Below are 13,716 nucleotides of genomic sequence, written 5' to 3' on the forward strand. Positions count from 1 at the left end.
CCGTTCCTTAAGGGAACGGTTTGCAATATAAGTAAAAGTAATTTCTTATTTCCTTGCTGTACCTTGAGTTTGTTTATTAAACTTTGCTGCTAACAATCTTGCTTCAGGTAAATAGTTTTGTAAATCTGTAATTCTAGTTGCGTTATGTGGATGCGTGCTTAAAAATTCAGGTGGTGCTTTTCTCCCACTCTTTTCTGCATTTTGACTCATACGTTTCCAAACATTTACTGCTTCTTCTCCTTTGTAACCAGCCATTAACATAAACACTAATCCTAATCTATCTGCTTCTGTTTCATGTGTCCTACTAAACTTTAACATTCCTAAACTAGAACCAACACCATAGGCCATATTCCATAATTGTGCATTTTTACTATTTGCTGTTCCTACAGCTACTGCTACCCCTCCTAACTGTTGCATTTGTGCAGAAGACATACGCTCTTGACCGTGCTTTGCGAAAGCATGTGCAACTTCGTGTCCCATTACCGCCGCTACTCCATCAGTATTTGCACAAATAGGCATAATTCCAGTATAAAAGACTACTTTACCTCCTGGCATACACCAAGCATTCACTGTATTATCATTAATCAAATTAAACTCCCACTTATATGAGTTTGCCTCTTTGGTCATACCATTAGCTCTCATAAAACGATCCACAGCACCCGCAATATTTTTTCCAATATCTTTTAATTCTCTAGACTTTGGTGTATTATTAATCAACTTGGCTTTATTTTCTTTTAAAAATCCGCTATATTGTTGAAAACTCATAGGTAAAATCTGAGCGTCACTTACAAAATTAATACGTTTTCTCCCTGTAATTGGCACCGTACTACATTGTATTAGAAATATTGATACGGTTAATAATGCAAAAATTCTCTTCATCTTTATTGATTTTTCTATGTTATTCTCATTAAAATTAGACGCTAAAATATAGTAAAAGTCACTTTGTATGTATTTAAAAATACAAATTCTATCTTTACTGTGAAAATTTAACCTAATGATGAAGACTTCACCTGAAAGAATTTTACCTCAAAGTATGCCTATTCCAAATAAGATAAAAATGCTTGGAAGACTTATTCAATTCTTTTCTCCTAGTTTGGCTACTAAGTTCGCTATTAAACTATTTTCTACACCATTTAAATTCCCTTTACCTAAAAGAGAAAAAACCATGTGGGAGAGTGCGCAAAAAAGCAGATTAAAAATACCATCTATCCAGAAAGAAATTGATGTTTTATCTTATGGTTATTCTCCCAAAAAGGTACTATTAGTACATGGTTGGTGTGGAAGAAGCACACAACTTTTTATGATTGCTGATAAGTTATTAGAAAAGGGATATATGGTCATTTCTTTTGATGCTCCTGCTCATGGAAATTCTGAGGGCAAAACTACACTAATGCCAGAATTTCTAGAATCTATATATGAAATAGATAAGCAATATGGACCTTTCGAAGCTGCTGTAGGACATTCTTTAGGTGGAATGTGCTTATATTCAGCATACAGTGAAGGCATTAAGTTCAATAAAATTGTATCTATCGGTTCAGGTGATACCATAAGTGAGATTTTACACAATTTCACTAATAACCTTTCATTAAAACCCAAAATAGCGAAAAAAATGAAAAAATATTATGACCAACAATTTGGTCGTGATATTGATTTAAATGCTAGTTCTACTATGGCAAAAAATGTTGATATTCCTGCTTTGGTTGTTCATGACGCGTTAGATAGTGATGTTTTTGTAAGTTCTGCGTATGCAATACGTCAAAATTTGCAACAAGGTACGCTACTTATCACTAATGGATTTAGTCATACTAAAATTTTACGTGATACAAAAACCATGAACAGAGTTGTTAAATTTATTACTACATAACATGAAGAAAATAGTAATCATTTTTTTAGGAATTGTCTTAGTTTCTTGTCAATCTATAGCTCAAAAAAAAGAAACTTCTAAAAAGAAATATGCCATTGAAAAAACTAAAGAAGAATGGAAAAAGGCGTTAACACCTATGCAATTTTATGTGTTAAGACAAGCAGGTACAGAAAGACCAAATACCAGTGAGTATACGTATTTTAAAGAAAAAGGTACTTTTGTTTGTGCTGGATGTGAAGTTCCATTATATAATTCTGATAGAAAGTTCAATTCTGGTACTGGGTGGCCATCATTTGATAAAGCCATAGAAAAAAATATAGAAACTGATACTGATTATAAAATCGGTTATGCAAGAACAGAATTAAAATGCAATAATTGTGGTGGACATTTAGGACATCGATTTAATGATGGGCCTAGAGAAACGACTGGTATACGAGATTGTATTAATGGTGTCGCTTTAAAGTTTATACCTCGTAAAAAATAACGTATCTTAAGAGTTGATTCTTCAACTCTTTTTTTATGGCTGATTCTTATCTTACTAGTACAATTAAACAATTTGAATATTATAAGTTATTGGGTGAAAAAACTTTTACACAACTCAATGAAGAGGAGTTTTTCCGGCATTATACCAATGAAAGTAATTCAATAGCAATTATAGTAAAGCATATTTCTGGGAATATGCTATCTAGATGGACTAATTTTTTAACAGAAGATGGAGAGAAAGAATGGCGTAATAGAGACCAAGAATTTATAAACTCTTTTACTTCTAAAAATGAAGTCATTAATTATTGGGAAAAAGGATGGAATTGCCTGTTTGAAGCTATTATACCTTTAACAAAGAATGACTTAGAAAAAATCGTTTATATTAGAAATCACGGCCATACTGTAGTTGAAGCAATCAACCGTCAGTTATGTCATTATTCTTATCATATTGGTCAACTTGTTTTCTTAGGGAAAATGATTAAAGATAAAGAATGGCAAACATTATCCGTTGCAAAAGGTGGTTCCAAAGCTTATAATCAATCTAAATTTTCAAAAGAAAAATCAAGAAAACATTTTACTGATGATTTATAACCATTTGAGTAGTTGCTCTTTCACAAAGAGATGAATAAATGATATTAACTTCAGATCTATCACTCTTATTATTAAGCTTATCTAATAAAATTTTAGCAGTAGTTCTTCCTACTCTTTTCCCATGTTGGTCTATAGTACTTAAACTAGGATTTAAATGCTCAGAGATTTTTGTTCCAGCATAACCAATCATCAATAATTTTCTTTCCTCAAATAATTTTTCTCTACTTGCAACTCTAAATGCAGCTAATGAGGCTTCTTCATCTAAAGCTATAATACCATTTATGCTTTTGGTAGCTATTAAATCTTCTAGTTCACGTTCTATAAAATCATCTTTTCCTTCAATAATCATGGGGTCATGAGTATCATTAATCGCATCAATATACCCTTTAATTCTAGATTTACCTGTACTTAAATTGTTATTTCTAGACACTAAAGCCACTTTTGTAGCTCCTTTGAATTTTAAGTGTTTAACTGCTTTTAAAACAGCTTCGTAATCATCTACTAATACTTTATCACATTCTATTGTATTTTCAACACGATCAAACATTAATAACTTAATATCCTCTGGAATATTAGTTAAATGGTCAAAATCTTGACGTAATTGAGTTTCCTCAGATACAGCTAAAATAATACCATCAACCAAACCATTCACTAATGTTTCAATTGCTTTAACTTCTTTTTCGTATGATTCATTAGTAACACTAATTACAATATTATAATTTGTATTCGCGATCACACTTTCTATACCTCTTAATGCTCTAACTAAAAAAAAGTCTTTAATACTAGGCAACACTACTCCAATAGTAAATGTTTTACCTGATTTTAAGTTTAAAGCTGCTCTATTAGGTCTGTAATTAAACTCTTTTGCAGCAGCTTCTACTTTTCTTTTAGTAGATTCACTTATTTCATAACTGTCATTTAACGCTTTTGAAACCGTTGATGCAGATACTCCTAGCTTTTTTGCTAACTCTTTAAGTGTGATACTTTTTTTCATTGTGTATAGGAATTTCAACGGTAAAAATACAAGAAAAATTCATACTACTTCAAATCAAAAAATAATAATACATATAGTTAATTGACTTAAAAATAACTTTAGCTACTATCAATAACATTAAGCTAATCTTTTCGTAAACTCCTTACAACGATTTGATAATTTACTCAAAGTAGTTTTACTACAACCTAAGCAACCTATTAATTTTAACCCATAAATCTATGAAACTTTACTACCGAAGTATTTCAACTAAAAAACTTATTACTAAAGGATTGTCAATAAGTTTAGGGATTTTATCTGTTAATACTATAACAGCACAAGATTCCGATTTATACAAACAACAGAAAGAAAAAGTACTTTCGTTTGATGCTAAAAAAGACAAAAATTTCAACGAAAAAAAGTATGTTAAAGCTGCTAAAAAATCTTCTTTTTTATCCAAAGATATTTTAGTGTCAAGAGCCATACTGCCAGCTGCAAGTTTTTCTGAAGGACCAACTTCAGGACAATATATTGGTTCTAATTTGATTAATGAACAACCTGTTCCCTTTATCAATAAGCAACCAATACAAGGAGTTTCATCTGTATTAAATAATTATGATGGAACATTTACTGTATTATCTGACAATGGATTTGGAAGTATTGAAAATTCTGCAGATTATAATCTACGTTTATATAAAATAAAACCTAAGTTTAAAGGCATTTTTGGCTTTGGTAAAGGAACAATTGATGTTTTAGATTTTATTGAGTTAAAAGATCCTAATAGATTAATTCCTTTTGCCATAGTAAATCATTTTTCAAATGAAAGAATATTAACTGGTGCTGATTTTGATATTGAATCTATTCAACGTACCCCAAATGGAGACTACTGGATTGGTGAAGAATTTGGTCCTTTCTTACTTCATTTTAACCGTCATGGAGTTTTAATTGATCCTCCATTTGCTTTACCTGATTTTGAGACACCTGGTAAAGAATTAAGAGCTCCACAAAATCCTTTTAGCGAAGAATCTAGTGCTTTACGAGTAATGAATGCTATGCGTGCTCATGCTCAAAAATACGGTAGCAAAGCTCCAGTAATGTCTCCTTGGTTTGTAATGCTAGATGATAATAATCCTAATACTACTGTTGGAAGTAGAAATGATGCTTCAAATGGTTTACAAACTGCTTCTAGCGAATTATTTAATGTATCTTCTTTAAACCGTGCTGGTCATGATGTAGTAGTATATACTGTAAATGACCTAGAAAACATGAAATTACTATTAGAACTAGGAGTACAAGGAATTATTTCCGATCGTCCAGATTTATTATTACAAGCTGTAGAGAACTTTGTAGAAAAGAATAGTAATGTAGACTTTTTAGATGCAGATGGATTAATTGACGTTACAAAATTTGATGCCCAAGGACACAGAGGTGCTAGAAATCTTCGTCCAGAAAATACGTTACCTTCTATGGAAGCAGCCTTAGATTATTTAATGCCTACATTAGAAACTGATACTGGAATCACATTGGACGACGTTCCTGTTTTAGATCATGATCCACATATTGAAGCAGCTAAAACAAGAAAAGCTGATGGAACTCCATATAATTTTGAAGATGAAGTTTTAGTAAAAGACTTAACATTAAAAGAAATTCAAAATACATTTATTGCTGATAAAATTTTAAGTGGAAGACCTGCTCAAACCAATGATTTAGCTTTATCTCCTGTATCTGTTGCTTTTGCTCAACAAAATGATTTTATTGATCCCTATATCATGCCATCATTACAACAACTTTTTGATTTTGTAGCTTTTTATATTGAATATTATAAAAATGGAGCTGGAAAAAACACCCCTGAAGCAACTAAACGTTGGAAAAATGCAGCAAAAGTTCGTTTCAATATTGAAACTAAAATAAATCCGAGAACAGATACTGATGATCGTGGTGATGTTTTTGCTGAAAGAACAGTTTCTCCTGAAAACTTTACTAAAGCTGTTGCTGATGTTATTGTTACTAATAATTTACAAGACAGAGCAGAAATTCAAAGTTTTGATTTCAGAACACTTTTACAAGCTCACAAATTATATCCAGCGATAAGAACTGTTTGTTTATTTGGAGATTTCCCAAAAATTGGGAATGCTGGTGATGGTACAAATCTTCAAGATCAAAATGGTGAAAATACTCCATGGTTAGCAGGTTTATACTGGCCTTATCGTGAAACAAAACAAAAAAATTCTTTTAGAGTACCTAGAAGCGGAGGATTTGAAGGAATGGCATTATCTACTAATAAAAGAAAATTATTACCATTGCTAGAGAAACCGTTAGTTGGATCTACAAAAAAGGAGTTGTTAATTCATGAATTTAATATTAGATCTAAATCCTATACAGGAAAACAATTCAAATATCCTTTAAACGAAAAAGCATCTGCTATTGGAGATTTTGTAATGTTCAATAAAAAAAGAGGATTAATTATTGAACGAGATGGTTCACAAGGTGATTTAAATGGATTTAAAGCTATTTACGAAGTAGAATTAAAACCTAACAAGCAAAAAGTAAGAAAAAAACTAAATGTAGACTTATTAGATATTAATGACTTTAGTGGTATTTCTTCAACACAAGCTTTACCTGGTGATGTAGGAATTGGAAAAGATTTTGGTTTTCCTTTTGTAACAATTGAAAGTGTTGTAATATTAAATCCTTTCTTAATTGGTGTTTTAAACGATAATAATTACCCCTTTAGTGTTGGAAGACATGTAGGTACTGGATTACCAGATGATAATGAATTTATTTTAGTTTGGTTAGATGAACCTTTAGGGAGAAAATGGAAAAAAAATGACAAGAAAGAATACGAAACATTAACAAAATCAGTAACTGTTTATCCTAATACATTTACAGATGAAGTTACTATTTCTAATAATTCTCAACAAGAAAACAGTACTACAATTACTATTTATGATATTTCAGGTAAAGTTGTAAAACACTTAGTAGATCATAAGGAAAGTAGTAATGGATTCCAATATACTTGGGATGGAAAAACAGATAATGGAATTGAAGTGAATTCAGGAATTTATATTGCTATTATAGATGTAAATGGTGAATTGATTAAAAAGAAATTAATAAAAGAATAATTTAACTCGTGTTGTGTATTTGGAATAAAATTCTGTCAATTCGAGTGATTTTTTAGAATGAAATGAAGAAAAATTGTATCGAGAATAAGAATTTTAACTTCGAAATAGTTCTCGATATACTTTTTCGTACCTCAAAAGCACTCGAACTGACAATTTAGGATTGTCTAAATTTATAAATACGCAACGAGTTAGTTTAGTATTCTACTAAATTAATATAACAGCTCAGTGTTTCTGGGCTGTTTTTTATTTTTTGTTAATTAATAGTAAACTGAGTTTAATTAATATTGAACTCAAATTGTAAAATATCATGTAATTTTAAACACTAAATAGAAACTTAATGAATTACATTTTTACTTCGGAACGATTAGGGTTTCGTAATTGGCAACTTGATGATATTGATGCTTTATTTGAAATGAATTCAAATGAAGAAGTTATGCGCTACTTCCCTACTACATCAACAAAAAGTCAATGCGAAGATTTCATTACTAGAATGCAAAATCAATTTCAAAAAAACAACTTTTGTTACTTTGCTGTGGAAGTACTAGATAACAATGAATTTATAGGTTTTATTGGGCTTTGTGAACAAACTTATGAGATTGATTTTAATCCTTCTATTGATATTGGATGGCGTTTACTCCCTAAATTTTGGGGTAAAGGATATGCTACAGAAGGTGCAAAACAGTGTTTACACTATGCTTTTAATACTTTAAAATTAGATGAAATTGTATCTGTTGCTCCGCTAATCAACCTTCCTTCCATAACAGTAATGGAAAAAATAGGAATGCAAAAGGTAAAAACGTTTGATCATCCTTTGTTAGCAGATGATCCAGATTTAAGAACTTGTATTTTGTATTCAATTCCCAATTCATTTTTGTAAATTGACCAAAACCAAAGTAAATGGACAAAACACAAATCAATAAATTACTAGAAGAAAAACATCAAAAATTATACAATTGGCTAGATACTAAAGAAGGTGACTTTTGGGCACAAGGACCAGAAAACAAGTGGACCATTGGGCAGCATATAGCACATTTAGCTGATGCTAATAAAAGAATACAAACAGCACTAAGTATTCCTTCTTTTATATTAAAAGCCAAATTTGGTAAGGCGAATAGGCCAGTAAGATCTATTGAGGAAATTATAAAACGTTACAACGAAAAGTTGGCTGCTAATCAAGAAAAAGCTAAAGAATTCAATAAAAACATTGCTGTTCCTAATAAAGAAGAATTTGAGGCTTCATTAAAAGTACTGAAGGAAAGTACTAAAAGAATGATGGCAAAAACACTAAAATTCTCTGATAAAAAACTAGATAATGTAATTCTTCCGCATCCATTACTTGGAAAAATGCCTCTACGTGAAATTATTATGTGGACAGCTTATCATACAGAACACCATACTAAAGATTTAATTGAAAACTACTCCTGAAATACCTATATTTGTGCCTCTAAAAATGTAGCAGAAATTCATGTTTAATAATTTAAGTGAAAAATTAGATAAGGCGTTACACTCGCTAAAAGGACACGGAAAGATTAATGAAGTAAACGTTGCTGAAACGTTAAAAGAAGTAAGACGTGCCTTATTAGATGCCGATGTTAACTTTAAAATAGCAAAGCAATTTACCAATACTGTTAAGGAAAAAGCCATGGGAGAAAACGTATTAACTACGTTAAATCCAGGACAATTAATGGTAAAAATTGTAAAAGATGAGTTAACTGAATTAATGGGTGGAGATACTGTAGGAATTAACTTAGGTGGTTCTCCTACTGTAATTTTAATGTCTGGTTTACAAGGTTCAGGTAAAACTACCTTTTCCGGTAAACTTGCAAACTTCCTTAAAACCAAGAAAACAAAACAAGTTTTATTAGTAGGTTGTGACGTATATCGTCCTGCCGCTATTAATCAGCTACAAGTTGTTGGAGAACAAATTGGTGTAGAAGTATATGCTGAGGAAGGAAATCAAAATCCTGTTGAGATTTCTCAAAATGCTATCAAGCATGCAAAAGCTAACGGTAAAAATGTGGTGATTATTGATACCGCTGGTCGTTTAGCCGTAGATGAAGAGATGATGACAGAAATCTCAAACATTCATAAGGCTATCAATCCGCAAGAAACCCTATTTGTAGTAGATTCTATGACGGGTCAGGATGCTGTAAATACAGCAAAAGCCTTTAATGATGTTTTGAATTTTGATGGTGTTGTATTGACCAAATTAGATGGTGATACACGAGGTGGTGCTGCGTTATCGATTAAATCTGTAGTAAATAAACCAATTAAGTTTATCGGTACAGGTGAAAAAATGGATGCTATAGATGTATTCCATCCAGATCGTATGGCGGATCGTATTTTAGGAATGGGAGACGTTGTATCGTTAGTGGAACGTGCTCAAGAACAATACGATGAAGCTGAAGCGAGAAAACTACAAAAGAAGATTGCAAAAAATCAATTTGGTTTTGACGATTTCTTAAATCAAATTCAGCAGATAAAGAAAATGGGAAGCATGAAAGACTTAGTTGGAATGATTCCTGGTGCTGGTAAAGCTTTAAAAGATGTAGATATTGATGACGATGCATTTAAAGGAATTGAAGCTATTATTTTTTCTATGACTCCTGATGAAAGAAGTAAACCATCTATTATAAATGCCAGTAGAAAAAAGAGAATTGCTAAAGGGTCTGGAACTTCTGTACAAGAAGTAAATCAGTTGATGAAGCAATTTGATCAAATGAGTAAAATGATGAAAATGATGCAAGGTGGTGGCGGAAAACGAATGATGCAAATGATGCGAGGAATGCGTTAACAGTGATCAATTAGCAGTTATCAATTAACAATTATCATTGATCAATGAATTAAAAATATTTGGTGGTTTCGACTTGGCTCAGCCACCTTTTTTGGTTAAAAACTACAAATACAACAACACACAACATAACAACATGATTTTATTAGACGGAAAAAAAACTTCTGCAGACATTAAAGAAGAAATTGCTTTAGAAGTTGGAGAGTTAAAGAGAAATGAGAAAAAAGCTCCACATTTAGCTGCAATTATTGTAGGTAATGATGGCGCAAGCTTAACGTATGTGAATGCAAAGGTAAAGGCATGTGAGCGTGTAGGCTTTGAATCTACTTTAATTCAATTACCTGAAGAAACTACAGAAGAAGAGTTATTAAATGAAATTGAAATTTTAAATGTAGATAATGATATTGATGGTTTTATAGTACAATTACCTTTACCAAAACATATAGATGAACAAAAAGTATTATTAGCTGTAGACCCTGAGAAAGATGTAGATGGTTTTCATCCTGAAAACGTGGGTAAAATGGCTTTAAATTTACCAACATTTATCTCTGCTACCCCATTTGGAATTTTAGAGCTATTAGAGCGTTATGAAGTAGAAACTTCTGGAAAAAATGTGGTGGTTTTAGGTCGTAGCCATATTGTAGGTAGCCCAATGAGTATTTTATTATCTCAAAAAAGAAAAGTAGGTAATGCTACCGTTACGTTAACACACAGTAGAACTCAAAATTTAGAAGCAATTACTAAAGAAGCAGATATAATAGTAGCTGCTATTGGAATTCCTGAATTCTTAAAAGCTGATATGGTAAAAAAAGGTGTAGTAGTCATTGATGTTGGAATTACCAGAGTTGCTGATCCATCTAAAAAGAGTGGATTTAGATTAGTAGGTGATGTTGCTTTTGAAGAAGTAGCTGAAAAATCATCATACATTACTCCTGTACCAGGTGGTGTAGGACCTATGACCATAGCAATGTTACTTAAAAATACATTGATTGCTAATAAACGTAGGAATAGTTAATAGCTTAAAATTAAGCTATTCTTTTTTAGAAAATTAAAACCACAACATTTGAATGTTGTGGTTTCTTTGTATTAGATTGTATATTTAAAATCTTAAATTTTATCACCTTTAAGTGACCACTTGTATCCTCTACTCACAGTAGATGCAAATTTTCGTTGTGTAATTCTTAATTGAATAATGGGCTTTTGACCTTGATTACTTTTTACAGTTAGCAACGAACAATATGCACTATTTGCATTGGTTTGTTTTTTAAAATCCTCTGTACTTTTTTCAATTACTGTACGTATTACATCAAAATTTATTTCCTTATTTGAAAATAAGAATGGCTTATATGTATTGTAACTGTTAGCTATTTTTTGATTTGAAATATCTCCAATAGTTATATCTACATTATTATTGGTGAGCGTACCTGAACTAGACAAATAATATTCTACAATACGGTCTTTATTATCACCTTTTACAAAATCCATTGATATACTACTTGATAAATCTGCTGTTTGAGGGTGAATAGATGCACTATACGAAAACTCCATCACTTCGATAGCATCTTCTAGGTTTGAGTAATGAGAATAAATATACTTTGTTAGATTAGCGTATCCTTTATCATTTTCTAACAAATCTCCTGGTAAATCTGTAGTATTAATACCACCTCCACAAGAGGTTAAAAAAAGTAATAGATTAATAATGATAATTTTTGTTAATTTCATAATGTTGCTTTTTATTAGATCGTTAATAGTATTTATAAAAAAACGCGAATACTATACCTGTAAAAATTTAAGTATTACTTAGAATACTAAAACTCTGAGTAAAAGTATCTATCAGTAATAGAAGTAAGCTATAATCTTTGTGTAGTATAGGTTTTTATTCGTGGAGTATATCTTTTTCTTTGTGAACTAAATTATTTCACTTCTTATCTAAAGAATTTTTACTAGCTCTTTTAGTTTACTATAAAATACCATCAAAAAACAACGAGTATACTTTACTTTTTGATGGAAAAATTTCATCTATTTAATCGGAACAGTTGTAATACTCTTTCCATTTGTTCCAAATTTGAGAGTCATCATATGGATTACAAACAAAATGATATTCAGGTCCAGCAAAACCTCCATTTATTTTTCTTTTGTTGATTATTTGATTATGTTTTTCCTAAATTTACAATTAGTGTTTTCATAAGTTTATATAAATTATTAAGGTTAATTAAATATTTGGAGCCTATTCTAATTATAGGATAAAATACTATCAATTCAACATTAGCCTTTAAATATATTTTTTCATACTAAAAGAACACTATTACCAATATCTTTTTCATTGTTTTTCAATACATTGCACATAAACAACTCTCTATTATTTATTATTAAAAATAAGTAGTCTTTTAATAAACTATAGCTCCTAAACATAAAATTAAAAGAGCCTGAACATACATCCAGGCTCTTTATTTTTAGAAAAAAAATTGAGAAAAATAAAATTTTACCACCACCAAGAAGAAGAATTAATATCATCTCCTCCCATAGCGTTAGATGCAGCGTCGTAGTTTACTTTATTTACAGACTGTTCAAGACTTGGATACCTTAAACGTACTGGTACTTTATTTCCATTTAAATTCCCTGGCCCTGCTTGAATAAAGCTTGGCTTTCCTGTTCTTTTCCAATCAAACCATGGTTCTATTCCTGTATGATATAAAGCCAACCACTTTTGCTCATATAATCTATCAGTAGCAACGTCGTAAGGAACTGTGGTCGTTAAAAAATCGGATGGTATGGTTACTTTCCATTGCTCAAATGAAGCTGTAACAGCTGTATCATAATAACCTTTAGCAGTACCAGTGATATATCCTTTTTCACTTGCTTCTGCTAAAAGAAAATTAACTTCACTATAAGTCATAAAGATTCCTTGAATTAGCGTTGCACTTTCATAAAATGCTGTTGATCTTCTACTGAAATCGCCAGGTCTTCCTATATCACTCAGTGCTTGTCCTGGTGCAACTCCCAAAGTTCTATCATTTGTTCCTGCTTTAGGACTCACCCACAATTCTAATCTAGGATCGTTATTAGCATTTAATAAGTTAATAAAGTGCGTAGTAGGAATTAACAAATAGTAATCATAATCTCTACCTCCTCCTGGTAAAGCAACTTGAGATACATTTGGTAACGAACCACTAAACTCATAAATGGCATTATCACTATTAGATTCGAAAATTGGATATTTTGAAGGGTTACTAACTATACTATTTATATCATTAGCTACATTTTGTACATCACTTATTCTCATTAACAATCGTAAACGTAATGAATTGGCAAATTTTTTCCATTGTAACATGTTTCCGTTGTATAATAGATCTCCATTAATAGTTTCTGACATACTAATAATGGTATTTGCTGTTTCTAACTTATCGAAAATACGTGTATAAATATCTTGTTGTGCATCGTACACAGGTGTAATAATACCTTCCTTTGTTCTATTGGCTTCAGACATTGGGATATCTCCATAAGTATCTGTAATTACACTGTAGATGTATGATTCTAAAATTAATGCTACTGCTTCATAGTTTGCGTTACCGTTCTCTTGAGCAATCTCTTTTATATCTTTAACATTTTGTAAGATTGCATACATTGGTGACCAAAAACGATCATCAGATTGCCATCTGTAGATATCTAAATCATTAAATTCATATCTTGCTCCATATTGACCTATTATATCTCCGAATCCATGTGTTTCATTAACCATTATATTGGTCAAATCGAAAATAGCTGTTGGCAGTAGTAACGCTTCACTTGCATTTTCTGGATTGTTTGGATTGGTATTTATTGCATCAAAATCTTCTGTACATGCACTAAAAACTAATAGTGCCATGAATAAATATAGTATTTGTTTCATTTTTTA

12 protein-coding genes are annotated in these 13,716 nt (G+C 31.0%); 8 read left to right on the plus strand and 4 right to left on the minus strand.

Annotation, left to right across the window (positions count from 1 at the left end; translation table 11 throughout):
* Window positions 1-45: 45 nt before the first annotated feature.
* Window positions 46-879 carry a M48 family metallopeptidase gene (locus BVC87_RS12420; RefSeq protein WP_075342704.1) on the minus strand — a complete coding sequence of 278 codons (834 nt, stop codon included), beginning with the start codon at window positions 877-879 and terminating at the stop codon, window positions 46-48.
* 115 nt (window positions 880-994) lie between these two features.
* Between BVC87_RS12420 and BVC87_RS12425 the strand changes: the two genes are divergently transcribed.
* Genes BVC87_RS12425 through BVC87_RS12435 form a run of 3 tightly spaced genes read left to right on the plus strand, consistent with a single transcriptional unit; the run spans window position 995 to window position 2,938 of the window.
* Window positions 995-1,864, plus strand: coding sequence for an alpha/beta hydrolase (locus BVC87_RS12425; protein WP_075342705.1), 870 nt, complete (start codon window positions 995-997; stop codon window positions 1,862-1,864).
* Between the two features lies 1 nt (window position 1,865).
* Window positions 1,866-2,348, plus strand: coding sequence for a peptide-methionine (R)-S-oxide reductase MsrB (gene msrB / locus BVC87_RS12430; RefSeq protein ID WP_075342755.1), 483 nt, complete (start codon window positions 1,866-1,868; stop codon window positions 2,346-2,348).
* Between the two features lie 35 nt (window positions 2,349-2,383).
* The gene (locus tag BVC87_RS12435; RefSeq protein WP_075342706.1) at window positions 2,384-2,938 is read left to right on the plus strand and encodes a DUF1572 family protein; all 555 of its coding nucleotides are present in this window, start codon (window positions 2,384-2,386) and stop codon (window positions 2,936-2,938) included.
* Here the strand turns inward: BVC87_RS12435 and BVC87_RS12440 are convergent.
* Window positions 2,922-3,932, minus strand: a complete 1,011-nt coding sequence (locus BVC87_RS12440) for a LacI family DNA-binding transcriptional regulator (RefSeq protein ID WP_075342707.1) — start codon at window positions 3,930-3,932, stop codon at window positions 2,922-2,924. The genes BVC87_RS12435 and BVC87_RS12440 overlap by 17 nt on opposite strands.
* Before the next feature lie 218 nt (window positions 3,933-4,150).
* Here BVC87_RS12440 and BVC87_RS12445 point away from each other — a divergent pair, with 218 nt between their 5' ends.
* The 5 genes from BVC87_RS12445 to folD all read left to right on the plus strand — a co-directional run bounded on the left by BVC87_RS12445 (window position 4,151) and on the right by folD (window position 10,836).
* Window positions 4,151-7,030: an esterase-like activity of phytase family protein gene (locus BVC87_RS12445; RefSeq protein ID WP_075342708.1), complete on the plus strand. Its 2,880-nt coding sequence runs from the start codon at window positions 4,151-4,153 to the stop codon at window positions 7,028-7,030.
* A 337-nt stretch (window positions 7,031-7,367) separates the two neighbouring features.
* Entirely contained in the window at window positions 7,368-7,907 is a 540-nt protein-coding gene (locus BVC87_RS12450; RefSeq protein WP_075342709.1) for a GNAT family N-acetyltransferase, read from the plus strand.
* A gap of 20 nt (window positions 7,908-7,927) precedes the next feature.
* A complete protein-coding gene (locus BVC87_RS12455; protein ID WP_075342710.1) occupies window positions 7,928-8,455 on the plus strand; it encodes a DinB family protein in 528 nt (175 codons plus the stop codon).
* A gap of 40 nt (window positions 8,456-8,495) precedes the next feature.
* Entirely contained in the window at window positions 8,496-9,824 is a 1,329-nt protein-coding gene (ffh, locus tag BVC87_RS12460) for a signal recognition particle protein (protein WP_075342711.1), read from the plus strand.
* Between the two features lie 133 nt (window positions 9,825-9,957).
* The gene (gene folD, locus BVC87_RS12465; RefSeq protein ID WP_075342756.1) at window positions 9,958-10,836 is read left to right on the plus strand and encodes a bifunctional methylenetetrahydrofolate dehydrogenase/methenyltetrahydrofolate cyclohydrolase FolD; all 879 of its coding nucleotides are present in this window, start codon (window positions 9,958-9,960) and stop codon (window positions 10,834-10,836) included.
* Between the two features lie 92 nt (window positions 10,837-10,928).
* Here the strand turns inward: folD and BVC87_RS12470 are convergent, their stop codons facing one another.
* The gene (locus BVC87_RS12470) at window positions 10,929-11,543 is read right to left on the minus strand and encodes a hypothetical protein (protein ID WP_075342712.1); all 615 of its coding nucleotides are present in this window, start codon (window positions 11,541-11,543) and stop codon (window positions 10,929-10,931) included.
* 760 nt (window positions 11,544-12,303) lie between these two features.
* Entirely contained in the window at window positions 12,304-13,710 is a 1,407-nt protein-coding gene (locus BVC87_RS12475; RefSeq protein WP_075342713.1) for a SusD/RagB family nutrient-binding outer membrane lipoprotein, read from the minus strand.
* Window positions 13,711-13,716 lie beyond the last annotated feature (6 nt).

It is taken from the genome of Tenacibaculum agarivorans, assembly GCF_001936575.1.
GTDB classification, from domain to species: domain Bacteria; phylum Bacteroidota; class Bacteroidia; order Flavobacteriales; family Flavobacteriaceae; genus Polaribacter; species Polaribacter agarivorans.